The sequence below is a fragment of the Aquamicrobium sp. genome (genome assembly GCF_023954335.1).
Classification (GTDB): Bacteria; Pseudomonadota; Alphaproteobacteria; order Rhizobiales; family Rhizobiaceae; genus Aerobium.
This window is the reverse complement of sequence record NZ_JAMLIE010000001.1, coordinates 1,985,930-2,011,955: the sequence shown is the minus strand read 5'-3', so window position 1 is coordinate 2,011,955 and position 26,026 is coordinate 1,985,930. Positions and strand designations below refer to the sequence as shown.

The 26,026-nt window shown below is 67.8% G+C and carries 25 protein-coding genes and 1 tRNA gene; 17 read left to right on the top strand and 9 right to left on the bottom strand.

Going from position 1 to position 26,026, the window contains the following annotated elements:
• The first annotated feature begins 31 nt into the window (after positions 1–31).
• The 4 genes from pgsA to M9945_RS10035 all read left to right on the top strand — a co-directional run bounded on the left by pgsA (position 32) and on the right by M9945_RS10035 (position 3,679).
• Positions 32–616, top strand: a complete 585-nt coding sequence (gene pgsA / locus M9945_RS10050) for a CDP-diacylglycerol--glycerol-3-phosphate 3-phosphatidyltransferase (protein ID WP_367944391.1) — start codon at positions 32–34, stop codon at positions 614–616.
• A gap of 3 nt (positions 617–619) precedes the next feature.
• Positions 620–871: a molybdopterin converting factor subunit 1 gene (gene moaD / locus M9945_RS10045; RefSeq protein WP_367944390.1), complete on the top strand. Its 252-nt coding sequence runs from the start codon at positions 620–622 to the stop codon at positions 869–871.
• 4 nt (positions 872–875) lie between these two features.
• Entirely contained in the window at positions 876–1,352 is a 477-nt protein-coding gene (locus M9945_RS10040) for a molybdenum cofactor biosynthesis protein MoaE (protein ID WP_367944389.1), read from the top strand.
• A 146-nt stretch (positions 1,353–1,498) separates the two neighbouring features.
• Positions 1,499–3,679, top strand: a complete 2,181-nt coding sequence (locus tag M9945_RS10035; RefSeq protein WP_367944388.1) for a putative bifunctional diguanylate cyclase/phosphodiesterase — start codon at positions 1,499–1,501, stop codon at positions 3,677–3,679.
• A gap of 71 nt (positions 3,680–3,750) precedes the next feature.
• On the opposite strand, the gene ndk is transcribed toward M9945_RS10035, so the two are convergent.
• Positions 3,751–4,173, bottom strand: a complete 423-nt coding sequence (gene ndk / locus M9945_RS10030; RefSeq protein ID WP_367944387.1) for a nucleoside-diphosphate kinase — start codon at positions 4,171–4,173, stop codon at positions 3,751–3,753.
• 146 nt (positions 4,174–4,319) lie between these two features.
• On the opposite strand from ndk, the gene M9945_RS10025 reads away from it, so the two are divergent.
• From M9945_RS10025 to M9945_RS10000, 6 genes are all read left to right on the top strand, one after another.
• Positions 4,320–4,832, top strand: a complete 513-nt coding sequence (locus M9945_RS10025) for a DinB family protein (protein WP_367944386.1) — start codon at positions 4,320–4,322, stop codon at positions 4,830–4,832.
• Positions 4,833–5,007: 175 nt separating this feature from the next.
• Positions 5,008–5,556, top strand: coding sequence for a hypothetical protein (locus M9945_RS10020; RefSeq protein ID WP_367929418.1), 549 nt, complete (start codon positions 5,008–5,010; stop codon positions 5,554–5,556).
• Between the two features lie 164 nt (positions 5,557–5,720).
• Entirely contained in the window at positions 5,721–7,598 is a 1,878-nt protein-coding gene (locus M9945_RS10015; protein ID WP_367944385.1) for an ABC-F family ATP-binding cassette domain-containing protein, read from the top strand.
• Positions 7,595–8,401 (top strand): crotonase/enoyl-CoA hydratase family protein, encoded by an 807-nt coding sequence (locus M9945_RS10010; protein ID WP_367944384.1) that lies wholly within the window; start codon positions 7,595–7,597, stop codon positions 8,399–8,401. The genes M9945_RS10015 and M9945_RS10010 overlap by 4 nt, the downstream gene beginning before the upstream one ends.
• Positions 8,402–8,895: 494 nt before the next feature.
• On the top strand, positions 8,896–9,657 hold the full coding sequence (locus tag M9945_RS10005; protein ID WP_367944383.1) for a hypothetical protein: 762 nt from the start codon (positions 8,896–8,898) through the stop codon (positions 9,655–9,657).
• Between the two features lie 137 nt (positions 9,658–9,794).
• Positions 9,795–9,871 (top strand) — tRNA-Asp (locus M9945_RS10000).
• A gap of 191 nt (positions 9,872–10,062) precedes the next feature.
• Here the strand turns inward: M9945_RS10000 and M9945_RS09995 are convergent.
• From M9945_RS09995 to M9945_RS09985, 3 genes are read right to left on the bottom strand one after another with little or no spacing between them, the layout of a single operon-like run.
• Positions 10,063–10,677 (bottom strand): hypothetical protein, encoded by a 615-nt coding sequence (locus M9945_RS09995; protein ID WP_367944382.1) that lies wholly within the window; start codon positions 10,675–10,677, stop codon positions 10,063–10,065.
• Positions 10,674–11,123 (bottom strand): DNA polymerase III subunit chi, encoded by a 450-nt coding sequence (locus M9945_RS09990; protein ID WP_367944381.1) that lies wholly within the window; start codon positions 11,121–11,123, stop codon positions 10,674–10,676. Before M9945_RS09990 ends, M9945_RS09995 begins: the two co-directional genes overlap by 4 nt.
• Before the next feature lie 9 nt (positions 11,124–11,132).
• Entirely contained in the window at positions 11,133–12,620 is a 1,488-nt protein-coding gene (locus M9945_RS09985; RefSeq protein WP_367944380.1) for a leucyl aminopeptidase, read from the bottom strand.
• A 492-nt stretch (positions 12,621–13,112) separates the two neighbouring features.
• On the opposite strand from M9945_RS09985, the gene lptF reads away from it, so the two are divergent.
• The 7 genes from lptF (at position 13,113) to blaOXA (ending at position 21,514) form a co-directional block, all read left to right on the top strand.
• Complete coding sequence (lptF, locus tag M9945_RS09980) at positions 13,113–14,315, top strand: LPS export ABC transporter permease LptF (RefSeq protein WP_367944379.1); 1,203 nt, start codon at positions 13,113–13,115, stop codon at positions 14,313–14,315.
• On the top strand, positions 14,312–15,403 hold the full coding sequence (gene lptG, locus M9945_RS09975; RefSeq protein ID WP_367929410.1) for an LPS export ABC transporter permease LptG: 1,092 nt from the start codon (positions 14,312–14,314) through the stop codon (positions 15,401–15,403). Before lptF ends, lptG begins: the two co-directional genes overlap by 4 nt.
• 26 nt (positions 15,404–15,429) lie before the next feature.
• On the top strand, positions 15,430–17,784 hold the full coding sequence (locus tag M9945_RS09970) for an LPS-assembly protein LptD (protein WP_367944810.1): 2,355 nt from the start codon (positions 15,430–15,432) through the stop codon (positions 17,782–17,784).
• A gap of 159 nt (positions 17,785–17,943) precedes the next feature.
• The gene (locus tag M9945_RS09965; RefSeq protein ID WP_367944809.1) at positions 17,944–18,840 is read left to right on the top strand and encodes a SurA N-terminal domain-containing protein; all 897 of its coding nucleotides are present in this window, start codon (positions 17,944–17,946) and stop codon (positions 18,838–18,840) included.
• A 10-nt stretch (positions 18,841–18,850) separates the two neighbouring features.
• On the top strand, positions 18,851–19,855 hold the full coding sequence (gene pdxA / locus M9945_RS09960) for a 4-hydroxythreonine-4-phosphate dehydrogenase PdxA (RefSeq protein ID WP_367944378.1): 1,005 nt from the start codon (positions 18,851–18,853) through the stop codon (positions 19,853–19,855).
• On the top strand, positions 19,852–20,679 hold the full coding sequence (gene rsmA, locus M9945_RS09955; RefSeq protein WP_367944377.1) for a 16S rRNA (adenine(1518)-N(6)/adenine(1519)-N(6))-dimethyltransferase RsmA: 828 nt from the start codon (positions 19,852–19,854) through the stop codon (positions 20,677–20,679). Before pdxA ends, rsmA begins: the two co-directional genes overlap by 4 nt.
• Before the next feature lie 73 nt (positions 20,680–20,752).
• Positions 20,753–21,514 carry a class D beta-lactamase gene (gene blaOXA / locus M9945_RS09950; RefSeq protein ID WP_367944376.1) on the top strand — a complete coding sequence of 254 codons (762 nt, stop codon included), beginning with the start codon at positions 20,753–20,755 and terminating at the stop codon, positions 21,512–21,514.
• A 51-nt stretch (positions 21,515–21,565) separates the two neighbouring features.
• Here the strand turns inward: blaOXA and M9945_RS09945 are convergent, their stop codons facing one another.
• The 5 genes from M9945_RS09945 to fabF all read right to left on the bottom strand — a co-directional run bounded on the left by M9945_RS09945 (position 21,566) and on the right by fabF (position 25,995).
• Complete coding sequence (locus tag M9945_RS09945; RefSeq protein ID WP_367929406.1) at positions 21,566–21,805, bottom strand: YdcH family protein; 240 nt, start codon at positions 21,803–21,805, stop codon at positions 21,566–21,568.
• A gap of 90 nt (positions 21,806–21,895) precedes the next feature.
• Positions 21,896–22,552, bottom strand: a complete 657-nt coding sequence (gene gmk, locus M9945_RS09940; RefSeq protein WP_367944375.1) for a guanylate kinase — start codon at positions 22,550–22,552, stop codon at positions 21,896–21,898.
• A 2-nt stretch (positions 22,553–22,554) separates the two neighbouring features.
• The gene (locus M9945_RS09935; RefSeq protein WP_367944374.1) at positions 22,555–23,442 is read right to left on the bottom strand and encodes a YicC/YloC family endoribonuclease; all 888 of its coding nucleotides are present in this window, start codon (positions 23,440–23,442) and stop codon (positions 22,555–22,557) included.
• Positions 23,443–23,470: 28 nt separating this feature from the next.
• Positions 23,471–24,640, bottom strand: coding sequence for an endolytic transglycosylase MltG (gene mltG / locus M9945_RS09930; protein ID WP_367929403.1), 1,170 nt, complete (start codon positions 24,638–24,640; stop codon positions 23,471–23,473).
• A 95-nt stretch (positions 24,641–24,735) separates the two neighbouring features.
• A complete protein-coding gene (fabF, locus tag M9945_RS09925; RefSeq protein WP_367944373.1) occupies positions 24,736–25,995 on the bottom strand; it encodes a beta-ketoacyl-ACP synthase II in 1,260 nt (419 codons plus the stop codon).
• Positions 25,996–26,026: the final 31 nt, after the last annotated feature.

Here is a 26,026-nt window from a genome sequence, read left to right as displayed (position 1 = left end):
GTTACTAGCACGAGAACGATAGCAGGAAATCATGTCCAAGCGCGCCTTCAACCTGCCCAACATGCTGACCTACGCACGCATCCTCGCCGTGCCGCTGATCGTGTTGTGCTTCTATCTCGAAGGCCGGGTGCGGCCGACCGACTGGTGGCGCTGGGCGGCTGTCACCATCTTCATCATCGCTAGCATCACCGACTATCTCGACGGCTACATCGCCCGCATCTGGAAGCAGACCTCCAATATCGGCAAGATGCTCGACCCGATCGCCGACAAGCTTCTGGTCTCGGCGGCGCTGCTTCTTCTCGCCTTCGACCGGACGATCGACAAATGGTCGCTGTGGGCGGCGATCATCATCCTGTGCCGCGAGATCCTCGTCTCGGGCCTGCGCGAATACCTTGCGGCGCTGAAGGTGTCGGTGCCCGTCACCCAGCTCGCCAAATGGAAGACCGCGATGCAGCTCGTCGCCGTCGGCTTCCTGCTCGCCGGCCCCGCCGGCGACAAGATCCTGCCCTATACGACCGAGATCGGGCTGGCGCTGCTGTGGGCCTCGGCCATCGTCACCCTCTATACCGGCTACGACTATTTCCGCGCGGGGCTGAAGCACATCATCGAGGAATAGCCGATGAAGCTCAAATATTTCGCCTGGGTGCGGGAGCGGATCGGCACCGACGAGGAAGACCTCGACCTGCCCGCCGGCGTGGTTTCGGTGCGAGACCTGCTCGACTGGCTGAAGGAGCGCGGCGACGGCTACGAAAAGGCGCTGCTCTATCCCGAGGCCATCCGCGTGGCGATAGACCACGAGCATGTCGACCATTCCGAGCCGGTCGCGGGCGCGACCGAGATCGCCCTTTTCCCGCCGATGACCGGAGGGTGAGGCCGTGCCCTGCACGCCGCACATCGCGATCCAGCGCGAGGATTTCGACGCCGCCACGGAAGTCGCGCGCCTGACGCGGGGGCGCGCCGACATCGGCGCAGTCGTCACCTTCCAGGGCCTGTGCCGCGACGAGGCGGGGCAGCTCGCCGCCCTCGAGCTCGAGCATTATCCCGGCATGGCGGAAGCCGAGATCAGGCGCATCGCCGACGAGGCCGCCGCCCGCTGGCCGCTTCAGGGGCTTACCGTCATCCACCGCTACGGGCTGATCCCGGCCGGCGGCAACATCGTCCTCGTCGCCGCCGCCTCGCCGCACCGGCACGCCGCGTTCGATGCCGCATCCTTCCTGATGGACTTCCTGAAGACCCGCGCCCCGTTCTGGAAGCGCGAGCATCGGGCCGACGGAAGCCATGGACAATGGGTCGAGGCGACGGCTGCCGACGATGAAGCGCAAGGCCGCTGGACGCCGTTTACCGCGCGTTAATCACCCCGTGAGGTCGGCGCCGGCGCGCCCCGGCCGTTAGAGGAATTGCAACGCTAACCGGCTACGTTTCGCAACAGAACGGGCGGGTGGGTTCATTCATGTTGCATGTCTTCGCGTCCTGGGCAGAGGGAGGAGCCGGCGGCATCTTGCTGCTGGGCGCCGGAGTTCTTGCCCTGACCGCGTCGGCGGCGGCTTTTCACTTCCGCATGCTCTATCGCCGCAGCGAGGAAGAGCAGGAAAACCATCGCAGCCTGATCGAAAACCTTTACGACGGCATCTATCGCTCGACGCCGGACGGCCGGCAGCTGAGCGCCAACAAGGCGCTGGTGCGGCTCAACGGCTACGACAGCGAGGACGAGATGCTGGCCTCGGTCAACGACATCGCCACGGAGTGGTACGTCGTTCCGACCCGCCGCGACGAGTTCCGCGCGCTCCTGCGCCACCACGGCTTCGTCACGGACTTCGTTTCCGAGGTCTATCGCCACAAGACGCGCGAACGCATCTGGGTGACGGAATCGGCGCGGCTGGTGCGCGAGCGCAAGACCGGCAGGCCGCTGTTCTACGAGGGCTCCGTGCGCGAGATCACCGAGACGGTGAACCGGCTGGAGGCGGAGGAGCGCCTGCGCAAGCTGTCGAGCCAGGTGCCGGGCGGCCTGATCCAGTTCGTGCGCCGCGCGGACGGCTCCTACACCGTGCCGTTCATGAGCAGCGGCTTCCGCGAGCTCTACGGCCTCGGCGAGAACGAGACGCTGGCGAGCACGCAGGAAATCACCGCCATGGTCCATCCCGAGGACCGGCCGGCCTTCCTCGAGAACGTCCGCGCCGGAACCTCGGCCCGCTCGTGGGACCAGGAATATCGCGTCACGCTGCGCGACGGCACGACGAAGTGGCTGCAGATCAGCGCCAAGCCGGAAGCGGTCGAGGACGGCGTGATATGGCACGGCTATATCAGCGACATCACGACGCGCAAGGCGAGCGAGGCGGAGATCGAGAAGCTGGCCTTCTTCGACCCGCTTACCGGCCTGCCCAACCGGCGCATGTTCATGGACCGCATGGCGTGCGCGGTCTCGCGCTGCCGCGAACACGACACCAGCGGGGCGCTGCTCTTCATCGACCTCGACAACTTCAAGACGCTGAACGACACGCGCGGCCACGATGTCGGCGATTGCTTCCTGACCCAGGTGGCGGAACGACTGAAGGGCTGCGTCGGCCCGCGCGACACGGTGGCGCGCATCGGCGGCGACGAGTTCGTCATCATCCTCGGCGAGGCCGGGCCGGACCGGGCCGGCGCGACCCAGGCGGCGATCCTCGCCGGCAACAAGGTGCTGTCGGCGATGCGCGAGGACTTTCCGCTCGGCGAGTTCAGTCACCGCTCGTCGGCCAGCCTCGGCATCGTCGTGTTCGACGGCGAAAACGCCAGCGCCGACGAGATCCTCAAGCAGGCCGACATCGCCATGTACCGCGTCAAGAGCGCCGGTCGCAACGGCATGGCGCTCTACGACCACCAGTCGATGAACGCGGAAGCGGAGCGCTACCGGCTGCTGGACGATTTCAGGCAGGCGCTCGCCAACGATGCGCTGGAGCTGCATTTCCAGCCGCAGATGGACGAGAACCGGCGCGTCGCCGGCGCCGAGGCGCTGTGCCGCTGGAACCATCCCCGGCTCGGGCTGCTGATGCCGGAACGCTTCGTGCCGCTGACCGAGCAGTTCGGCCTCATCCGCGAGTTCGGCAACCGGGTGCTCGCACGGGGCGTCGCCGAGCTCGCGCGCTGGCGCGCAAGCCCGGCCACGCGGCATCTGCGGCTCGCCGTCAACATCAACGTCCAGTCGCTGGCCTGCGACGACTTCGTTGCCAACCTCGCGGCGCTGATCGAGAGCCACGGCGTCGACGCGCGGCTGCTGACGCTCGAAATGACCGAGAGCGTGATGGCCAAGGACCGGCGGCTCATCGCGCGGCGGATGCTGGCGCTGAAGAAGCTCGGCGTGCGCCTGTCGCTCGACGATTTCGGCTCGGGCTACTCCTCGCTCGCCTATCTCAAGCGCCTGCCCTTCGACGAACTGAAGATCGACGGCGGCTTCGTCGCCGACATCGGCAAGAGCGAGAGCGACCGGCAGCTCGTCAAGTCGATCCTCGGCACCGCCCGTACGCTCCGGCTGACGGCGGTGGCCGAGCATGTCGAGGAGGTGGCGCAGGAAACCTTCCTGCGCGCCTTCGGCTGCGACTATTTCCAGGGCTACCTCTACAGCCCGGCCCTGCCCTCGGCCGCGTTCGTCGACTTCGTCGAGCGCAACCGCCACGGCTGGAGCGAAAAGCGCGCCAGCGCATGAAGAAAGGGCCGCGGCATGCGCCACGGCCCCTGCAATCAATCATCGTCCCGCCCGCTGGCGGGCGGCTCGGCTCAGCCGACGATCTCGGTGTCGGAGAACCAGTACCTGATCTCCTGCGCAGCCGTCTCGGGCGCGTCGGAGCCGTGGACCGAGTTCTCGCCGATCGACAGCGCGTGAACCTTGCGGATGGTGCCGTCGGCGGCCTGCGCCGGGTTGGTCGCGCCCATCACTTCGCGGTTCTTCGCGATGGCGTTCTCGCCTTCGAGCACCTGCACCACGGTCGGGCCGGAGGACATGAACTCGACCAGCTCGCCGAAGAAGGGACGATCCTTGTGGACGGCGTAGAAGCCTTCCGCCTCGCGGCGGCTCATCCACACGCGGCGCGAAGCGACGACGCGCAGGCCCGCATCCTCCAGCATCGCGGTGATGGCGCCGGTCAGGTTGCGGCGGGTCGCATCGGGCTTGATCATCGAAAAGGTGCGCTCGAGAGCCATTCTTCGTCCTCATCATTGTCGGAAAGGGAAAGGTGGCGGGTCTATACAGGCGCTGCCCGCATATGTGAAGGGGCTGCCACCATTGGCGAACGCCCGCCGCTTGTGTAGTCATGGCCCATCTCAGCCGAAAGACAGGAACCGACCCCATGCGCCGGCATTTCCAGATGTTCGCGGCCTATAACCGCTGGGCCAACGCCGCCGTCTATGACGCGGCGGCGGAGCTGTCCGCCGACGAGCTTGCGCGCGACATGGGCGTATTCTTCGGCTCGCTGATCGGCACGCTGAACCACATCCTCGTCGCCGACCGCATCTGGATGAAGCGCTTCACCGGCGAAGGCACCGCCCCCGCCGCGCTCGACACGGTCCTCCACCCCGCCCTGCCGGCCCTGCGCGTGGCGCGCGAGGCCGAGGACGCGCGCATCGTCGAATGGATCGACGCCCTGCCCGACAAGGCGTTCACCGGGCGCTTCACCTATCTCACCGTCACCGACATGCGCACGATCAGCCAGCGGCTCGCCCCGGCGCTCGCCCATTTCTTCAACCACCAGACCCACCATCGCGGGCAGGCGCACGCGATGCTGACCGCGCTGGGCAGGCCGTCGCCGACGCTCGACCTCGTCTATTTCCAGCGCACCGAGGAAGGCCGGCCCTTCGCATAGAAGAGATCCTGCCGATCCGCCCTCAACGTCGAATTTTACTAAATATTCCTTGCTTCTCTTACGATCATCACAACCAGGATCGCATCGTTTCTGAAACTTTTCTCCTCGTCGGAAGTAACAATTCTGCGGTCGGCCTGAGTCGACCTCTTTCGGCAACAGCCCTGGAGGAGAAATCATGACGAACATTCTTTCCATCCTGAGCAGAACGCTTGCGGGCGGCGGCATCATCTTCATGCTCGCCGGTCCGGCGCAGGCGATCGACGTCGGCGTGGGCGTCGGCATCGGCGATATCGGCGTCGGCGCGGGTCTCGGCGTCGGCAATGACGGCATCGGCGCGGGAGCCGGGGTCGGCGTCGGCACCGGCGTCAGCGCCGGGCTCGGCGCCGGGATCGGCAATGACGGCGTCAACGCCGGCGCCGGGGTTGGCGTCGGCACCGGCGTCAATGCCGGACTCGGCGTCGGTGTCGGCAACAACGGCGTCAATGCAGGCCTCGGGCTCAGCATCGGCGGCACCGCCGCGGCGCCCGGACCCGGCGGCAACAATGGCGGAAATCCCGGCGGCAACACGGGAACCACCCCCGCCGTCACCGCCGCCTTCAACGGAATGAGCGGCACCGAGATCGTGCAGATGCGCCGCCGCTGCGGCGACGTCGTCGCGAACGCCTATGCCTATGACCGCGATCTCGTCGCCCTGTGCCGGATGGTGCAGCAGGCGTCGCGCTGAACCGCCGGCGCGGGCCGGGGCCGGACGGACCGTCCGGCCTCGCATGAAACCGGCCTCGAGCAGCGGGCGTCCTGGCGAATGCCCGCTGTTCCGGCGCTCCCGATAGCGGTCGGCGGCCCTTTCCGCTTGCGCTCGCCGCGCCCCTGTGGCCATAGAGCGCCATCATGCTGATCCTCGACGACATATCGCTGCGCATCGCCGGCCGCCTTCTCATCGACCACGCCTCGCTCACCCTGCCCGCCGGATCGAAGGCAGGGCTCGTCGGGCGCAACGGCACCGGCAAGACCACGCTGTTCAAGGCCATTACCGGCGAGCTTGCGACCGAGACCGGCTCGATCTCCTATCCGAAGGGCACCCGCATCGGGCAGGTGGCGCAGGAGGCGCCCGGCACGGACGATTCGCTGATCGAGATCGTGCTCGCCGCCGACAAGGAGCGCGCAAGCCTCCTGAAGGAGCCGGAAACCGCGACCGACCCGCACCGCATCGCCGAAATCCAGACGCGCCTCGGCGATATCGGCGCCCATTCGGCGGAAGCGCGCGCAGCGAGCATCCTCGCAGGCCTCGGCTTCGACCATGAGGCGCAGCAGCGTCCGGCAAAGAGCTTTTCCGGCGGCTGGCGCATGCGCGTGGCGTTGGCGGCCGTGCTGTTCTCCGAGCCGGACCTCCTGCTGCTCGACGAACCGACCAACTATCTCGACCTCGAAGGCACGCTCTGGCTGGAGGACTATGTGCGGCGTTATCCGCACACGGTCATCATCATCAGCCACGACCGGGACCTGCTCAACACCGCCGTCAACGCCATCGTGCATCTCGACCAGCAGAAGCTGACCTTCTGGCGCGGCGGCTACGACCAGTTCGAACGCCAGCGCGCCGAGCAGCTCGAGCATCAGGAAAAGGCGCGGGTGAAGCAGGAAGCCCAGCGCAAGCACATGGAAAGCTTCGTCGAGCGCTTCCGCGCCAAGGCGTCGAAGGCGCGGCAGGCGCAGTCGCGCCTGAAGGCGCTGGAGAAGCTGAAGCCGATCTCGGCCGTTATCGAGGACAGCGTCCGGCCGTTCTCCTTCCCTGAGCCGGCGAAGACGGTGGCCTCGCCGATCATCACCATGCAGGCCGGTGCCGTCGGCTACCAGCCGGGCAAGCCGGTGCTGAAAGGGCTGACGCTGCGCATCGACGAGGACGACCGCATCGCCCTGCTCGGTGCCAACGGCAACGGCAAGTCGACCTTCGCCAAGCTGATCGCCGGGCGGCTTTCGCTGGAGAGCGGCGGCATCACCATCGCGCCGGGTCTCAAGGTGTCGATGTTCGCGCAGCACCAGCTCGACGACCTCATTCCGGACCAGTCGCCGGTCGAACATGTGCGCCGGCTGATGCCGGAGGCACCGGAAGCGAAGGTGCGCGCCCGCGTTGCCCAGATGGGGCTTGCGACGGAAAAGATGTCGACCGCCGCCAAGGATCTCTCGGGCGGCGAGAAGGCGCGCCTTCTGATGGGGCTTGCGGCCTTCGACGCGCCGAACCTGCTCATCCTCGACGAGCCGACCAACCATCTCGACATCGACAGCCGTCGTGCGCTGATCGAGGCGCTGAACGACTATGAGGGCGCCGTCATCCTCATCTCGCATGACCGGCATCTCATCGAGGCGACCGTCGACCGGCTCTGGCTGGTCAACAACGGCACGGTAAAAACCTTCGACGGCGACATGGCCGATTATCGTCAGATCATCACCGGCGGCGCGTCCGACCGGCGCGAGAGGCGCGAGGCGGACAAGGCGTCGAAGGCCGACAAGAGGCGCGAGGCGGCGGCGCGGCGCGCGGCGCTGGAGCCCGTGGCCAAGGAGATCAGGGCGACCGAGGGGCTGATCGAGCGCACGCGTAAGCGCATCGACGCCATCGAGGACCAGCTCGCCGACCCCACCCTCTACGAAAAGGAGCCGGCGACCGCGACCCGGCTTGCCAAGGAGCGCTCCGACCTTTCCAATGCGCTGGCCCGCCACGAGGACAGGTGGCTGGAGCTTTCCGCCACCTACGAGGAAGGACTGGCCGAATGACGATCCGCGCGGAAAAGGACGGCGAGATCACCGTCGTCACCATCGACAGGTCGCAGGCGCGCAACGCCGTCGACCCGGCGACGGCCGAGGCGCTGTTCCGCGCCTTCGTCGAGTTCGACCGCGACGAGGACGCGAAGGTCGCCGTCCTCACCGGCGCGGGCGGCTCGTTCTCCGCCGGCTTCGACCTGAAGCACGCGGCGGGCGACATCGGGCCGGAATGGTTCGCCGAGCACGATCTCGACGGCACGTTCGACGGCCATGACGACCGCCCGCGCAAGGGACCGATGGGGCCGACGCGGCTGACGCTTTCCAAGCCGGTGATCGCGGCGATCGCCGGGCCGGCCGTGGCCGGCGGCATGGAGCTGGCGCTGTGGTGCGACCTGCGCGTGATGGAGCGCAGCGCCTATATGGGCGTCTATTGCCGCCGCTTCGGCGTGCCGCTGATCGACGGCGGCACCGTGCGGCTCCCGCGCATCGTCGGCCACGGCCGCGCCATGGAGCTGATCCTGACCGGGCGGCGGATCGACGCCGGGGAATGCCTCGAATGGGGCCTCACTTCCCGCCTGTGCGGCGAGGGCGAGGCGCTGTCCGCCGCGCTCGAGCTGGCGCGCGAGATTGCGCGCTTTCCGCAGGGCTGCATGCGCGCCGACCGCCTCTCGGCCATCCGGCAATGGTCGCTCGGGCCGGAAGCCGCGCTCGCCAGCGAATGGAAGAGCGCGGGTGAGTTCCGAAAGGAGGGAATGGCCGGCGCAGCGCGCTTCTCCTCCGGCAAGGGCCGCGGCGGCGACTTCGGCGAGTTCTGAGGCTTTCGGCCGCCCGCCTGTCGCAACTTTCTGGATGACGAGCGCCGAAGAGGTTGCTAGATAGCGGGCAGGTCCACGTAGCTCAGCAGGATAGAGCACAGGATTCCTAGGAAATTGGGCAGCACGACCGGAAACGCCGTGCTGAATCCGCTCAAAGTCGGGGAAAGCTCACGCCGCGCCTGCGGCCAGCCGATCCCGAGCCAAGCCTCGGAGAAATCCGTGGAAGGTGTAGAGACTGGACGGGCGGCACCTAACGGCTTCGGCCCATGGTGAAGGGACAGTCCAGACCACGAACGCCTCCTGCGGAGGCGGCGGCGGAAGCCGAAGTGGTATGAATCCTGGGGTCGCAGGTTCGAATCCTGCCGTGGACGCCACTACCTCCGTCAAGGCATCGTTTTATTCCGCGACGAGAGCCGATTTTCTTGTCACGACCACCCCCGCTTTGTAGGCTGGCATGAGAGGCCGGTTTCGCATGCCGCTCTGAGGGGGTGAACATGGCAATCGCATCCGCACTTTCCGCGTCCAGTTCCCCGTACGACGAACTGATATCGCACGCTGTCGGAAGCCTGGATCGGGCGGAACATTTTTCGAGCCCGTTTCCTCACATTTTCTTCCGGGATTTTTTCCCGAAGGATTTCTATGAGCACCTGATCCGCGCGTATCCGGCTGCCGTCGAGTACGAAAAGATCACCCAGGATGGCCGCCGGACAGCGTTGCGTCTTTATGGCGAGCATGTGGAGAGGCTCGAAGATCAGGTCCGGGAAACGTGGGACGCCGTATCGGCCGTGCTCACGTCCGCGCAGGTAGCCGGCGCGATCCGCCGCCGGCTGGCGGACGGTCTGGAGATTCGCCGGCGCGGCGACAAGCTCGCCAGCGTCGAGGACCTGCAACTCGTAGCCAAGCCGGTTCTCTACAGGGACACGGACGGCTACCAGATCAAGCCGCATCCGGATGCACGGAAGAAAGTCATCACGATGCAGCTCTATTGTCCGCCCGACGAGAAGCAGACCGACATGGGGACAACGCTGTATCGCGCCTCGCTGAAAGGATTGACGAAGCCAGGCTCCTATTTTCTGGAGCCGGTGAAGACTTTCCCCTTCATTCCGAATGTCGGTTATGCGTTCGTGGTGCTCAAGGCCTACCATACGTTGCGGAAGATGAGCTGGCACGGACGCCCCGCGATCACGACCGCGATCGATCGCCCGCGCATGTCGATTCTCAACACTTTCTACGTGAATGAGAACGTCGGCTTCTAGGGCGCCGCTCAACTCGTGAGCCGCCGCGACGACGACTGCGATTTATAGGCATGTTCTCGATGTCAGGCGCTTGACACTGTGCGGAGAACCGCCTAACTCGACGCCTGTGATTTGCACCTTCGGTCGCACATCACTGCGCGGGTGTAGCTCAGTCGGTTAGAGTGCCGGCCTGTCACGCCGGAGGTCGCGGGTTCGAGCCCCGTCACTCGCGCCATCTTTCCAAAAGCTTATCATGATTATCTCAGGAAGAACCCGAACGTTGCGGCGGTAGTCGGGCGGGTGCGTCCTTTGCTGCGGATCGGCCGTTCCGCCGCAAGCTGACGGGTCGGCCTTTCGCTTTCCGTCTGCCCGGCAACGATGCGGCTGCGCTCCCTGCCCCGACACCGTCAGGCGGCGCGACTTCGCCTATCCCCGGCCCCAGCGCGGCGGGGGCGGCTGGGAATTCGGGTTGTCGCGACGGCGGCGGAAGGTCATCAGAAGGCCGAGGAACCCGATGCCCATCATGCCGTAGCCGATGGGCGGCACGGCCTCGTCGATGTCCCGCGTACCGCCGATCAGGACGAGATCGGCGGTCGCCATGTCGATCTCGACGTCGCCCGGCCCGAAGGTGAAGGTGTAGGGCTCCTCCCCCGGATAATCGAGCACGCCCGCTTCCGCCGCGTAGATACGGCCGGGAAGCTGCGGACTGACGATGCGCGGCTCGACCCTGTCGAGGGCGAAGTAGTGGACGAGCTCGGTGCGGCCGTTCGAGGAGACGGTGAGCGCCATCACCGCCTGCGTCCCGGTGTCTGCGACCGGCTGCGGCGTCGAGATCTCGACCCTGACGACGATCTGCTGCTGGTCGGTCGGCAGCAGGAGCTCCAGCGGCTTGAAGCCCGTGGCGCGGTCGTAGGCGCGCCAGCGGCCGATGTCGTAGCCCCTGCCGCTCTCGGCCCACGGATAGACGAGGCCGAGCAGGATCCCGACCAGCAGCACGGCAAGGAAGATCAGCCGCATGATCCAGCGCAGGATCGTCCTCATGCTTTTCTCTCCCAGCGCCGCTCGGGCGTCTGCTGCCAATAGGTGGCGCTGTGGCCGGCGACCTTCACCGCCTTCCAGTGGCCGCGCGCCTGTTCGAGCTGCGCCTCGTCATGGCCGTCGAACAGGAAGACGACGCGCTCGTAGGACGACAGGTCCGGCGGGGCGGCCCCGTCGACGAGGAAGCGGATGCGCGCACCGTTGGGGTTGGCCTCGCCGCAGGTCAGGAGCACCGGCTGGCGCCCGGGGTGCGGGTCGTGCTCGGTGCCGTGAGCGAGAAAGGAATCGTCCCGATACGTCCACAGATGCTGGTCGATCGCGTCGCGCCGCTCCTGCCCGCCGACCTGCACCACCGCGCGCCAGCCACGCTCGAGGCTCTTTTCCAGAAGCGCGGGAAGCGCCTCCTCCAGCGTCGATTCGGTCAGGTGGTAGAACAGCGCCTCGGCCATGGCCGACCTCTATCCTTCGCAGTGGTCGCGCACCAGCCGGTCGAGGAGCTGGACGCCGAAACCCGAGGCCCAGGACTGGTTGGTCTCCGACGACGGCGAGCCCATCGCGGTCCCGGCGATGTCGAGATGCGCCCAGGGCGTGTCCTTGACGAAGCGCTGGAGGAACTGCGCCGCGGTGATCGAGCCGGCCTGGCGCCCGCCGGTGTTCTTCATGTCGGCGTTCTTCGAATCGATCATCTTGTCGTAGGCGGGGCCGAGCGGCAGGCGCCACAGCTTCTCGCCGGTGTCGCGGCCGGCCGCCAGCAACTGCTCGGCCAGCGCGTCGTCGTTGGAGAACAGGCCGGCATGGTCGTTGCCGAGCGCAACGATGATCGCGCCGGTCAGCGTCGCGAGGTTGACCATGAAGCGCGGGGCGAAGCGCTCGTTGGCGTACCAGAGCGCGTCGGCCAGCACGAGGCGGCCTTCGGCGTCGGTGTTGATGACCTCGATGGTCTGGCCCGACATCGAGGTGACGATGTCGCCGGGGCGCTGGGCGTTGCCGTCGGGCATGTTCTCGACGAGGCCGATGACGCCGATGACGTTCGCCTTGGCCTTGCGGGCGGCGAGCGCGTGCATCAGCCCGGTGACGGCGGCCGCGCCGCCCATGTCGCCCTTCATGTCCTCCATGCCGCCGGCCGGTTTGATCGAGATGCCGCCGGTGTCGAAGACCACGCCCTTTCCGACGAAGACGGCGGGCTTGTCCTTGGCCTTGCCGCCGTCCCAGCGCATGACGACGAGGCGCGGCGGGCGGATGGAGCCCTGCGCGACGCCGAGCAGCGCGCCCATCTTCAGCCGGCGCATCTCCTTCTCGGTCAGGATCTCGACCTTGACGCCGAGCGCCTCGAGCTCCTTGGCCTTCGCCGCGAATTCCAGCGTGCCGAGCACGTTGGCCGGCTCGTTGACGAGGTCGCGGGCGAGGACGACGCCGTCGGCGAGGCCCTGCACGGCCGCGAACGCCCGCTTCGCGGCGGCCGGGTTGGGGCACAGGATCGTCACCTTGGCCGGGCCCGTGGCTGCCTTGCCGTTGTCCTTCCTGGTCTTGTACTTGTCGAAGGCATAGGCATTGAGCAGCACGCCGAGGGCGAGCGCGGCGACGTCGTCGGGCGTCGGGACCGCGCCCTCGACATCGGCGAGGATGGAAATGTCCTGCGCCTTCCTGGCAGCGGCGAAAGCCGCGCCGCCGATCCGGCTCCAGGCGCGGCGGTCGAGCGCCTCGGGCTTGCCGACGCCGACGGCCGCCAGCCGGTCGAACCCGGCGTCGAGCGGCGCGAGGACCTCGATGCCCGCTGCGATCTTGCCGGTGAAGTCGGCGACGGAGAAGGCCTTCGCAAGCTGGCCCCTGGCGTCGATGGCCGCGGCCGGCGCGCTCAGGGCCCCGCCCTCGGCGGCGAGGACGACGACCGCCCCCCTGGCTGGGACGGCGATCTTGGCGAATGCGATGGTGGGGCGAACGGGCATCGATTTTTCCGGTATCGTCTTGGGGGCTCGGGAGGCGGCTTGCGGTCGGCGCGCGTCCCTGCCTGCCGTGATCTGGCGTGCCACCGGGAAACGCGCGTCCTGCCAGCGGTTTCGCGCATTTTTGCCCTGCCCGCAAGCCTCGCGCCACCGCATCGCCCGTCCGTGGCCCTACCTGCTCCGGCGGCGTGCCTCACGGTGCGTTAACCTTGTTTGTTGGCGCTTTATTCGCCAAACTCGTCCAGACTGCGCCGGCACGAAGACGGAAGAAGGCAAGCGGACAGGCCGGGCGCGCATCCATCGAACAGCAGGCGCTTCGCCGATCATGGTTTGCCCATGAACGTGTGGTTCATGGACGGACAGCCATCCGGGGCCGCTCCGGAAAATGTGCTTGGCGGCTTTCCCGCCGTGCCTGTACAGGAACGGAAAGAAGGTTCGTTCCGCGGCTGGGCAGCGAGAGGAAACGGCCGAGGAAGTGGACCGAACCGGCGACGCATGAAGATCATCGAACGCTACATCCTGAAACGCGCCACGGGAATCTTCATGGCCACCCTTTTGTGGGTGCTCGCCATCGTGTGGACGACGCAGGTGCTGCTGCGCTTCGACATCGTCACCTCCAACGGCCAGTCGATCGCCACCTTCCTCGAAATCGCCCTGCTGATCCTGCCCTCGGTCATTCCCGTCGTCATCCCGTTCGCCGTCGGAATCGCGGTGGCGCAGACGCTGTCGACGATGAACACCGACTCGGAGCTGATCGTCATCAGCGCCGCCGGCAGCCCGCGCATGACGGTGATCCGGCCGATGCTGAAGCTCGCGGTCGTCGCCTCGCTCGTCTGTCTCGTCATCGCCACGGTCCTCAACCCGACCGCGCGCCAGCGCATGCGCGTGCTCCTCGCCGAATCGCGGGCCGACCTCATCACCAGCGTCGTCGACGAGGGGACGTTCCAGAAGGTGGAGGACGGGCTCTACATCCAGATCGGCAAGCGGCTGCCCGACGGGCGCCTCGGCGGCATCTTCGTCGCAGACGGACGCGAGGACGGCACGGAACTCCTCTATTACGCTAAGGAAGGCGCGACGGTAGAGATGGACGGCAACCAGCTTCTGGTGATGCAGGACGGGACCGTCCACCGCAAGACCAACGGCAACATCTCCATCGTGCGCTATTCGTCCTATGCGTTCGACCTGTCGCAGTTCGCTCCCAGCAACGCGAACACCTCGCTGAGGCCGAAGGAGCGGGACACGGCCTATCTGTTCAGTCCGGCCGCCAACGATTCGCACTATCAGCGCAACCCGCAGGTCTACCGCGCCGAGATTCACAGGCGGTTCAGCGAGTGGCTCTATCCGATGGTGTTCGCGCTCATCGGCCTCGCCGTCGCCGGCGATTCGCGCTCGTTCCGCGAGGCGCGCATCCATCCGCTGCTCAGCACCATGGCCATCGCGCTGGTCTTCCGCTGGGCCGGCTTCTACCTCACCGACAAGCTGGAGAGCTCGGCGGCCTATACGCTGGCGGTCTATCTCGTCCCGCTCTCGGCCTGCGCCATCGCCGCGTTCTTCATCGCCACCAACCGCGTGATGGAGCTGCCGATGTGGATGGTCGAGAAGATCGCGAACCTGTGGAACCGGATCGCGGCCGAGGCGACCGGCTTCTGGCGGCGGCTGACCGGGTCCGGCCCGTCCGCCTCGGGAGGCCGCGCATGATCGGCCTGACCCTCGGGCGCTATTTCTTCACGCGCTACATCCTGCTCACCTTCTGGTTCTTCGTCGGGGTCGCGGCGATCATCTTCATCGTCGGCTTCACCGAGATCAGCGGCCAGCTCGGCTCGGGCGCGGAGGACGCGGCCGGCGCAGCCCTCCTCATCGCCGCCCTGCAGACGCCGATGATCATGCAGCAGGCCGTCCCCTTCATCGGCCTCGTCTCCGGCATCGTCACGCTGGTGGCGCTGAACCGCAAATACGAGCTGGTGGTGGCGCGCGCGGCAGGCATTTCCGCCTGGCAGTTCCTCACGCCGATCTGCTTCGGCGCGTTCGCCTACGGGCTGTTCACGCTGTTCGTCGTCAACCCGATCGCGTCGACCGGGTTCGAGCGCGCCCAGTCGCTGGAGACCGAGGCGCGCGCGGCCAGCAAGCGGTCCTCCGCGGCGCAGCCGGTGATGCCGTGGATCAAGCAGCGCACCGAGGAAGGCGAGACCATCATCGGCGCCACGACCATCCTGCAGCAGGGGCTGGAGCTCGCGGACGCGACCTTCCTGCGCATCGACGAATCCGGCGAGATCTTCGAGCGAATCGACGCGGCCCGCGCCTATCTGCGCGAGGGCCACTGGGAGATCGCCGACGCGCGCAAGATTCGCGACGGAGCCCCGCCCGAAACGGTCGCGCGAATGGAGATCGCCACCAACCTGATGCCCGAATACGTGCTGGAGAGGCTGGTCCGGCCGGAAATGATTCCCATCTACGAGCTACCGCGCAAGATCGCGGCGGCGCGCTCCTTCGGCCTTCGGGCCGACGCTTTCGCCACCCATTTCCACTCGCTGATCGCCCTGCCGGCGCTTCTGGTGACCATGGTTCTCATCGCCGCGACGGTCTCGATGCGTTTTGCGCGAATGGGGCAATCGGCCACGATTATTCTGGGTGGCGTCCTTGCCGGCTTTCTGCTTTATGTCGTTTCGGTTCTGGTCAAGGCGCTCGGCAGCGCCGGCATCGTGCCGCCCGTCGTGGCGTCGTGGTTTCCGGTCCTGGTCGCGGGTTTCTTCGGGGTGACGTTCCTGTTGTACAAGGAAGACGGCTAGTGAGGGGCGGAGGGCCAAGAATGCGCATGCGCGCCCGGATCGCCTGCCTTGCGGGGGCGACGGCGCTGGCCTGCGCCCTCGTCGGCGCCGCCCTTCCCGGCGTCGCCGCGGCACAGGCGATCGACCTCGACCGGGCGGACATCTCGCCCGACGCCGAGCTGCTGCTCGAGGCCGACACGCTCGTCTACGACAACGACCGCAACACGATCACCGCCGAGGGCGGGGTGCGGATCGACTATGACGGCCACAGGCTGGTCGCGCGGCGAATCGTCTACGACCGCGCCACGGCGCGGCTGATCGCCAGCGGCGACGTCGAGATCGTCGACCGCCAAGGCACGCGCATCCACACCGACGAGATCGACATCACCGACGATTTCCGCGACGCATTCGTGCGGACGCTGCGCGTCGAGACCGTGGACAAGGCCTATTTCGCCGCCGACAGCGCCGAGCGCGAGGGCGGCGAGGTCACGACCTTCAATTACGGCGTCTACACCGCCTGCGAACCCTGCCGCGAGAGGCCGGACAAGGCGCCGGCATGGCGTGTCAAGGCGCAGAAGATCATCTGGAACGGCAAGGAAAAGACCGTCCGCTTCGAGAACGCGCGGTTCGAGCTGTTCGGCCTGCCGATCGCCTACCTGCCCTATTTCGAGATGCCGGACCCGACGGTCAAGCAGAAGTCGGGCTTCCTGATCCCCAGCGTCAGCAAGTCGGACGAGCTCGGCTACGGCGTCAAGGTGCCCTACTACTGGGCCTTGTCGCCGACCTACGACGTCACCTTCAGGCCTGCCTGGTACTCGAAGCAGGGCTTCCTCGGCCATGCCGAGTGGCGCCAGCGCTTCAACAATGGCGGCTATTCCGTCACCATCGCCGGCATCCGCCAGAACAGGCCGGGCGAGTTCGACCCGAACACGGTCGACCGCGAGCGCACGCGCGGCATGATCGGCTCCAAGGGCGCGTTCAGGATCAATCCGCGCTGGACCTTCGGCTGGGACGTGATGGTCCAGACCGACAAGAACTTCGCCAACCGCTACGACATCCAGGGTTACGGCAAGTTCCGCCGGACCAACGAGATCTATCTCACCGGCCTCAACGACCGGAACTATTTCGACCTGCGCTTCCAGAAGTTCAACGTGCAGGAAGCGCATGTCGATTTCGACCCGCTGGGCCGCGACCGCGACCGCAAGCAGCCCTGGGTGCTACCGACGCTCGACTATTCCTACACGCCCGACGCGCCGATCGCCGGCGGCGAGCTGAACATCGATGTCAACCTGCGCAGCCTTCATCGCGGGATGCTGGATGCGCCGACCTATATCGGCTCGATCAACCCGCAAACGGCGGTGCGCGGCATCGACGGCTCGTCGACCCGCCTCACCGCCGAGGCGGAATGGAAGCGCTCCTTCATCACGCCCGGCGGGCTGATGCTGACGCCGATCCTCCACGCCCGCGCCGACGCGATCAGCGTCGATTACGAGGGCGGCTCGGCCGCGGCGATCAACAATTTCGCGGCGCTGAACGGCGTCTCCGCCGACATGCGCTCGTCCTACACCCGCGCCACCGCGACGGCGGGGCTGGAGGCGCGCTGGCCGTTCCTGTTCGCGACGGCCAATTCCAGCCATGTGGTCGAGCCGATGGCGCAGGTCTTCGCCCGGCCCGACGCCCCGCACGGCGACACCGTCGGCATCCCCAACGAAGACGCGCAGAGCATGGTCTTCGACGCGACGAACCTCTTCGAGCGCGACAAGTTCTCCGGCTACGACCGCATCGAGGGCGGCGTGCGGGCCAATCTCGGCCTGCGCTATTCCGGCTCGTTCGCCAATGGCTGGTCGACGAACGCCCTGTTCGGCCAGTCGTTCCACCTCGCCGGGGAGAACCCCTACGCCTCGCCCGACCTCGTCCATGTCGGCGCCGCGTCGGGGCTGGAGACGGACCGGTCCGACTATGTCGGCATGGTCGGCCTCGCCAGCCCGACGGGCCTGTCGCTGGCCGCCGGCGCGCGCTTCGACGAGGACACGTTCGACGTGCGCCGCACCGACGTCAGCGCCGCCTACACGTCGCGGCCGGTCACCGTCTCGGGCGTCTACTCCTTCATCGAGGCGCAGCCCGATTACGGCTTCGACGAGGACCGCCGCGAGGTGCGCGGCAACGCCAGCGTGCGCATCCACGACAACTGGCGCGTCTTCGGCGGCGGGAGCTACGACCTGACCCACGACGTGATGACCCGCAGGTCGATCGGCTTCGCCTATGACGACGACTGCTTCGCCTTCGCCATTTCCATGTCCGAGACCGAGCACCCGACGACCCACGACAAGTCGCGCAATTTCGGTTTCATGGTATCGTTGCGAACCATCGGCGAATTCGGCAACACGAATACGGCGTTCTAGCAGTTCCAGCCCCGCCCCTGACGCTGACGGTTGCGCGTCACGCTTTTGCCCCATAGGCAGGTCAGTGAAAGACGAGGGATCGAAGCCATAGCAAACCCAAGGAGACGCACAGGGATGAGAACGGTAGCAAGCGCCCTGCGCCGCACCGGATTCGCCGCGATGCTGGCCTGCCTTTCGCCGCTGGCCATGCCGCCGGCAGCGTCGGCCCAGGCGAGCGAGATTCGCTATATCGTCAACAAGGAAGCGATCACCAGCTACGACATCCAGCGGCGTGCTGCGTTCCTGCGCCTGCAGAACAAGCGCGGCAACCTCCAGCAGCTGGCCGCCGAGGAGATGATCGACCAGACGGTGCGCAACGCCGAGGCCAAGCGCCTCAACATCAATGTCAGCGACGACCAGGTGGCCAGCGCCTATGAGCGCTTCTCGCGCTCCAACAAGATGTCGCCGGCGCAGATGGACCAGATGCTGAACCAGTCCGGCGTCACCAAGGCGCATTTCCGCGAGTTCATCCGCGCGCAGATGCGCTGGTCGCAGGTGCTGTCGCGCGCCAACCGCAGCGGCGGCCGGATGAGCGAGCAGGACGTCGTGCGGCGCATGCTCGAACAGGGCGGCGCCAAGCCCACGGCGACGGAATACATGCTCCAGCAGGTGATCTTCGTCGTTCCCACCGCCGAAAGGCGGGCCAAGCTCGGCGTGCGCAAGCGCGAGGCCGACGCGTTGAGGCAGCGTTTCCGCAGCTGCGACACGACGCGCGAGTTCGCCAAGGGGCTGATCGACGTCACCGTGCGCGATCTCGGCCGCGTCCTCGAGCCGGAGCTGCCGTCCGATTGGGAAAAAGAGGTGAAGGCGGCGAAGGTCGGCGGCGCGACGGTGGTTCGCGAAACCGAGCGCGGCGTCGAGTTCATCGGCATATGCAGCACGCGCGAGGTCTCCGACGACCGCGTCGCCCAGATGGTGTTCGGCGCGGAGCAGCAGGGCAAGGACGACGACATGGAAGCCGCGTCCAAGAAACTGACGGACGAACTTCGGTCCAAGGCGCAGATCGTCAGACGCTGACCCGCAGACCATGGAACGGGGAGCGGCCGGCCCGACGCTACTTGCCCTGACTGCGGGCGACCCTTCCGGCATCGGCCCGGAAATCACCGTTGCCGCCTGGCGCTCGCGCCAGCGGCAGGCGGTTCCGCCCTTCTACCTGCTCGGCGATCCCGATTTCTTGCGCGCCCGCGTGCCCGACGTGCCGCTCGCCGTTATCCAGCCGCAAGAGGCGGCGGCGGCGTTCGCCGAAGCCCTCCCCCTCGTGCCGCTTCGCGCGCGTTTCACCGGCGCGCCGGGCAGGCCTGACACCGCCAACGCCGCCGGCATCGTCGAATCCATCGAGCGGGCCGTCGCCGACGTCACGGATGGCCGCGCCGCCGCCCTCGTCACCTGCCCCATCGCCAAGAAGCCGCTCTACGACGCGGGCTTCGCCTATCCCGGCCATACCGAGTTTCTCGGCCATCTCGCCGGCGGCGCGCGCGCCGTCATGATGCTGGCGGGGCCGGACCTGCGCGCCGTGCCGGTGACCGTGCATGTGGCGCTGGCCGAGGTGCCGCGCCTGTTGACGCGGGACGACATCGTCGAGACCGCGGCCATCACTGCGCGCGATCTTCGTGACAGGTTCGGCATCGCGCGGCCGCGCCTCGCCATTGCCGGGCTCAACCCGCATGCCGGCGAGAACGGCGCCATGGGCCGCGAGGACGAGGAGATCGTGCGCCCGGCGGTGGAAGAGCTCGTCGCCGGCGGCATCGATGCACGCGGCCCGCTGCCGGCCGACACCATGTTCCACCCGCGCGCCCGCGCGACGTACGACGCTGCGATCTGCATGTATCACGACCAGGCGCTGATCCCGGCCAAGGCGCTCGCCTTCGACGAGACGGTGAACGTGACGCTCGGCCTGCCCTTCATCCGCACCTCGCCCGACCACGGCACGGCCTTCGATATCGCCGGCCAGGGCGTCGCGCGGCCCGACAGCCTGATCGCGGCACTGAAGATGGCGCGCGCGATGGCCGATTCGAACGGGGCGGCACGATGAGCCTCGACGGCCTGCCGCCGCTGCGCGAGGTGATCGAGCGCCATGAGCTGCGCGCGAAGAAGTCGCTCGGGCAGAATTTCCTGCTCGACCTCAACCTCACCTCCAAGATCGCCCGCGCCGCCGGCAGCCTCGGCGACGCAACGGTCATCGAGGTCGGCCCCGGCCCCGGCGGACTGACGCGGGCGCTGCTGGCCAACGGCGCGCGGCGGGTCGTCGCCATCGAACGCGACGAGCGCTGCCTTGAGGCGCTCAGCGAGATTTCCGCCCACTATCCGGGCCGGCTCGACGTGATCGCGGGCGACGCCATGCAAACCGACTTCACCGCGCTCGCCGCCGGCCAGGATACGGTCAGGATCGTCGCCAACCTGCCCTACAATATCGGCACCGAGCTTCTGATCCGCTGGCTGACGCCGGGGCGGTGGCCGCCCTTCTGGGCGTCGATGACGCTGATGTTCCAGAAGGAGGTGGCGCAGCGCATCGTCGCCGCGCCCGGCAGCGCGGCCTATGGCCGGCTCGGCGTCCTCGCCGGCTGGCGCACGCAAGCGCGGATCGTCTTCGACCTGCCGCCGCAGGCGTTCACGCCGCCGCCGAAGGTCACCTCCTCGGTCGTCCACATCCTGCCGCGCGAAAACCCGCTGCCGGCCGACGAGAGGAAGCTCGCGCGGGTGACGGAAGCCGCCTTCGGCCAGCGCCGCAAGATGCTGCGCCAGAGCCTGAAGGCGCTGGGCGGCGAGCGCCTGCTGGAGACGGCGGGCATAGACGCCACCCGCCGCGCCGAGACGCTTTCCATCGAGGAATTCGTCACGCTGGCGAATCTGGTTTGAGGACGCCGCAAGGATGATCCGCTTCCGCAGCTTGCCACTTCCCCTCCTTGCGCTTTCGGGGTTGCTTGTCCTGATGGCGCGGGCCGAAGCGCGGACGGTCTGCACCGTGCTGGCCGATGCCCGGTCGGGGAATATCCTCGTCGAGGACGGCGATTGCAGGACCCGTGTCACGCCTGCCTCCACCTTCAAGATCGCGCTTGCAGTGATGGGGCATGATGCCGGGTTCCTGAAGGACGAGACGACGCCCGCCCTTCCCTTCGTCGAGGGCTATCCCGACTGGGGCGGCGCGAACTGGCGGCAGACGACGACGCCGGCGCGCTGGATGACGCATTCGGTGGTCTGGTATTCACAGCGAATCGCCCACGCGCTCGGCGTCGAGCGCCTCGCAGCCTACACGTCGGCCTTCGGCTACGGCAATTCCGACTGGGCGGGCGATCCCGGCAAGGACAACGCGCTCGACCGGGCGTGGATCAGTTCGTCGCTGAAGATCGCGCCCGTCGAGCAGGTCGGCTTTCTCGGCCGGCTGCTGCGGCAGGAACTGCCGGTAAAGGGCGACAGCGTCGCCTTCCTCGAAACCATCCTCGACCGCCGCGATGTCGACGGCTGGCAGGTGCGCGGCAAGACGGGCTCCGCCTATCCGCGCCGCAAGGACGGTTCGCTCGACAGGGCGAGAGGCTGGGGCTGGTTCGTCGGCTGGGCGACGCGCGGCGATGAGACCGTGGTGTTCGCCCGGCTCGACCAGGATGAAAGTCGGCACCAGACCAGCGCCGGCATCAGGACGCGGGACGCGTTCCTCGCCGCATGGCTGGCCCTGTCGGGCCGCATTACAAAATGAACGGGCTGGGGGGGGGGGCGACCCCCGACCCGGTCTTCCGCTTTCGGCGGATCAGGCCGCGGCCAACGCCGCGGCGATCTCGTCCTTGATGGCGAGGCGGCGGCGGCGGAATCCCGCCTCGGCGTCCTCGCTCACCGGCTCGATCCGGCTTTCGGCCTTGTGGATGGCGTCGTTGACCTCGTCATACTCGGCGAGCAGCGCCGCGAACGCCTCGTCCTTCGCCTTCAGGGCATGAATGGCGTCGAGCTGGTCGGGAAATTCCTCGCCGAGGGTGTGGGGCGTGTTCGACATGTCGTCTCCTTCTGTGTGCCGTCCTCAAGCATAGGGAAAGGACGGGGCGCAACCTTGACCGCGATCAAAGGCCGGGCGCTTCGGGAGCGGTCAGTCGAGCTTTTCGCCGAGCAGGCCCTGCACGAAATCGAACAGGCCCGGCCGGCGGTCGCGCCGCAGGCGCTCGGCGACGATGACGGCCTCGACCTGGGCGAAGGCGGCGTCGAGATCGTCGTTGACGACGACATAGTCGTAGTCGCGCCAGTGCTCGATCTCGGCGCGCGCATTGGCCAGCCGCGCGCCGATCACCGCCTCGGTGTCCTCGGCGCGGCGGCGCAGGCGGCCCTTCAGCTCGCGCATCGTCGGCGGCAGGATGAAGATGGAGACGATGTCGGCGCGCATCTTGTCGCGCATCTGCTCCGCGCCCTGCCAGTCGATGTCGAACAGCATGTCGCGGCCTTCCGACAGCGCCCTCTCGACCGGCGCGCGCGGCGTGGCGTAGAAATTGCCGTGAACCTCGGCCCATTCGAGCAGCTCGTCATTGTCGCGCATGCTCTCGAACTCGCGCAGCGTGCGGAAATGATAGTGGCGGCCGTCGATCTCGCTGCCGCGGCGTGCGCGCGTCGTGACACTGATCGACAGCTCGAAGGACGTATCGCTTTCGAGAAGGTTGCGCGAAATGGTCGACTTGCCCGCCCCGGAGGGCGAGGACAGGACCAGCATCAGGCCACGGCGGCGGATGGCGCGGTCAATGGGCGCGGACGGCATGTTCACTCCAGATTCTGCACCTGCTCGCGGAACTGGTCGACCACGGCCTTCAGCTCCAGCCCGATGGCCGTCACCGAGGCCGCGTTCGACTTCGAGCAGAGCGTATTCGATTCGCGGTTGAACTCCTGCGACAGGAAATCGAGCTTGCGCCCGGCCGGCCCGCCGGCGGCGAGCAGGGCGCGGCCGGACGCGACGTGCGTCTTCAGCCGGTCGATCTCCTCGCGGATGTCGGCGCGGGTGGCGAGGAAGGCGGCTTCCATGTGAAGCCGCGCCTCGTCGAGCGGCTGGGCCGCGTCGAGCAGCAGCGCCACCTGCTCGGCCAGGCGGGCGCGGATCGCCGCCGGCTCGCGTGACGGGTCCGCCTCGGCGCGCAGGGTCAGCGCCTCGATCGCCGCGAGGTGCCCGGCGAGCAGGTCGCCGAGCGCCGCCCCCTCCTCGCGCCGCGCCGCTTCCAGCGCGTCGAGCGCGGCATCGAGCGCGGCAAGGATGGCGCCGTCGAGCGCCGCGCGCGCCTCCTCGCTTTCCTCCCCGTCCGGGGTTTCGAGCACGCCGCGCAGGGAAAGCAGGCCGTCGGCCGTGGCCGGGGCCGCGCCGAACTCGGCCTCAAGGCGGCGGGCAAGGCCGGCGAGCTCGGCGAGCAGCGCCTCGTTGACCACGGGCTGGACCGCCGGCGCGGCGCGCGTCAGGACGAGGCCGGCCTGGACGTTGCCGCGCGAAAACCGCTTCTGGATCGCCTGGCGCACCGGCTGTTCGAGGCGTTCGAAGCCGGGGGGAAGGCGCAGCCGCGCCTCCAGCGTCTTGCCGTTGACCGACTTGATCTCCCAGGCGATGGCAGCGCCCTGATGCTCGGCCGCGGCGCGGCCGAATCCGGTCATGCTTTGCAGGCCCATAGGCGCTCCCCCTACCCCAGCCGCGACGTTATTCGCTCGTTGTCGCCTCGTTTCCGGCCGCGGCCGCGCGCTCGCGCTCGATCCGGCGCCAGCGGGCGACGTTCTCGTTGTGCTCTTCCAGCGTCGAGGCGAAGACATGCCCGCCCGTGCCGTCGGCGACGAAATAGAGATCCTCGGTTTGCGACGGATTGGCGACCGCCTCGAGCGAGGCGCGGCCGGGAATGGCGATGGGACCGGGCGGCAGGCCGTTGATCGTGTAGGTGTTGTAGGGCGTCGGCGTGTCGATGTCGGAGCGGTAGATCGGACGGTCGGCTGGCTTTCCCTCGCCGCCGAAGATGCCGTAGATGATCGTCGGGTCCGACTGGAGGCGCATGCCCTTGCGCAGCCGGTTGATGAAGACCGAGGCGACGCGCGAGCGCTCGTCGGCGCGGCCGGTCTCCTTCTCGACGATGGAGGCCAGCGTGACGAACTCGTTGATGTCCTCGACCGGCAGGTCGTCCGAACGGCGCTGCCAGATGCCCTCCACCAGTTCCCTCTGCTGGGCGGTGAGGCGGTCGATCACCTCCTGCCGCTTCATGCCGCGCGTGAAGCGGATGGTGTCGGCGGCGATCATGCCTTCCTGCGGCAGCTCGGACGGCATCTCGCCGTCGAGCTCCTCGGCGGCGGCGATGCGCCGGAACGCCTGCGTCACCGTCAGCCCCTCGGGGATGGTCAGCGAATGAAGGACGGAGCGGCCCGACACAAGGAGGTCCATGATCTCGTGCATCGAGGCGCGGGCCTTGACCTCGTACTCGCCGGCGCGCAGGCGCCCGTCATTGCCGTGGACGCGCAGGCCGAGGCGGAAGATGCGCGCGTCGCTGATCATGCCGCGACGCTCGAGCAGCGCGGCGATCTCGGAGACGCCGCTGTTGGGGCGAATCAGCACCGTGTCGGACACGGCGAGCGGCCCCGGCCCCTCGAAGGTCGTCTTGCCGATCCAGACGGCGGCGAAGGCGCCGATGGCGAGCAGCACCGCGGCCGACATCATGAAGTTCAGGAACACGACCACCTGGCTCTTGGAGCGCCGGGAGCGGACGGGCGGCGGCGTGCCGGCCTGCGGCCGCAGCGCCTCGCTGGCGGTCTTCGGCACGATCGGGCGCGACTGCCCCGGCTGCTGGCCGGGCGAGGAAGCGCCGTAGTCTGTGGTCTCGTTCGTCATGGCGCACGCGCACCCTTTTTCTGAGCCTGTCGGTTCTGGTCGAGGAACCGAAGCTAAGCCCGAATATGGCGAAATTGGCGGCGCGGGACGCCGCCTCACCCCTCGAAGCGACGGAACACCAGCGACGCGTTCGTGCCGCCGAAGCCGAACGAATTCGACAGCGCGACGTCGATCCTGCGCTGGCGCGGGGCGTTCGGCACGAGGTCGATGGCCGTCTCGCGCTCGGGATTGTCGAGATTGATCGTCGGCGGCGCGACATTGTCGCGGATGGCGAGCAGGGAGAAGATCGCCTCGGCCGCGCCGGCGGCGCCGAGCAGGTGGCCGATGGCCGACTTGGTCGACGACATCGACACCTTCGAGGCCGATTCGCCGACGAGGCGCTCGACCGCGCCGAGCTCGATCGTGTCGGCCATGGTCGAGGTGCCGTGGGCGTTGATGTAGTCGACATCCGCCGCGGTGAGGCCGGCGCGCTTCAGCGCCATGGACATGCAGCGGAACGCGCCGTCGCCGTCCTCGGACGGGGCGGTGATGTGGTAGGCGTCGCCCGACAGGCCGTAGCCGACGATCTCGGCATAGATCCTGGCGCCGCGCGCCTTCGCGTGCTCCAGCTCCTCCAGCACCACGACGCCGGCGCCCTCGCCCATGACGAAGCCGTCGCGGTCGCGGTCGTAGGGGCGCGAGGCCTTCTGCGGATCGTCGTTGCGGGCGGTGGACAGCGCCTTGCAGGCGGCGAAGCCGGCCAGCGACAGCCGCGTCACCGGCGCTTCCGCGCCGCCGGCGACCATCACGTCGGCATCGCCGAACTGGATCAGCCGTGCCGCGTCGCCGATGGCGTGCGCGCCGGTCGAGCAGGCGGTGACGACCGCGTGGTTCGGCCCCTTGAGGCCGTGACGGATCGAGACCTGCCCCGAGACGAGATTGATGATGTTGCCGGGGATGAAGAAGGGGCTGATGCGGCGCGGCCCCTTTTCCTTCAGGATCATGGCATTCTCGGCGATGCCGTCGATGCCGCCGATGCCCGAGCCGATCAGCACGCCGGAGGCGCACTGGTCCTCGTAGCTCTCGGGCTTCCATCCGGAATCCGCCAGCGCGAGATCGGCGGCGGCCACACCGTAGATGATGTAGTCGCCGACCTTGCGCTGCTCCTTCGGCTCCATGAACCGGTCGGGGTCGAAGGCGGCCTCGCCGCCGTCGCGCGGGATGACGTGGGCGATCTTGCAGGGAAGATCGTCGACCTCGAACGTGTCGACGCGCCGTGCCGCGCTCTTGCCGGCAAGAAGCTCAGTCCACGTATGCTCGGCGCCCACGCCGAACGGCGAAAGCAGCCCGATGCCGGTGACGACGACACGTCTCATCGCTTGCACGCCAAAATCGCGATCTGCGGAG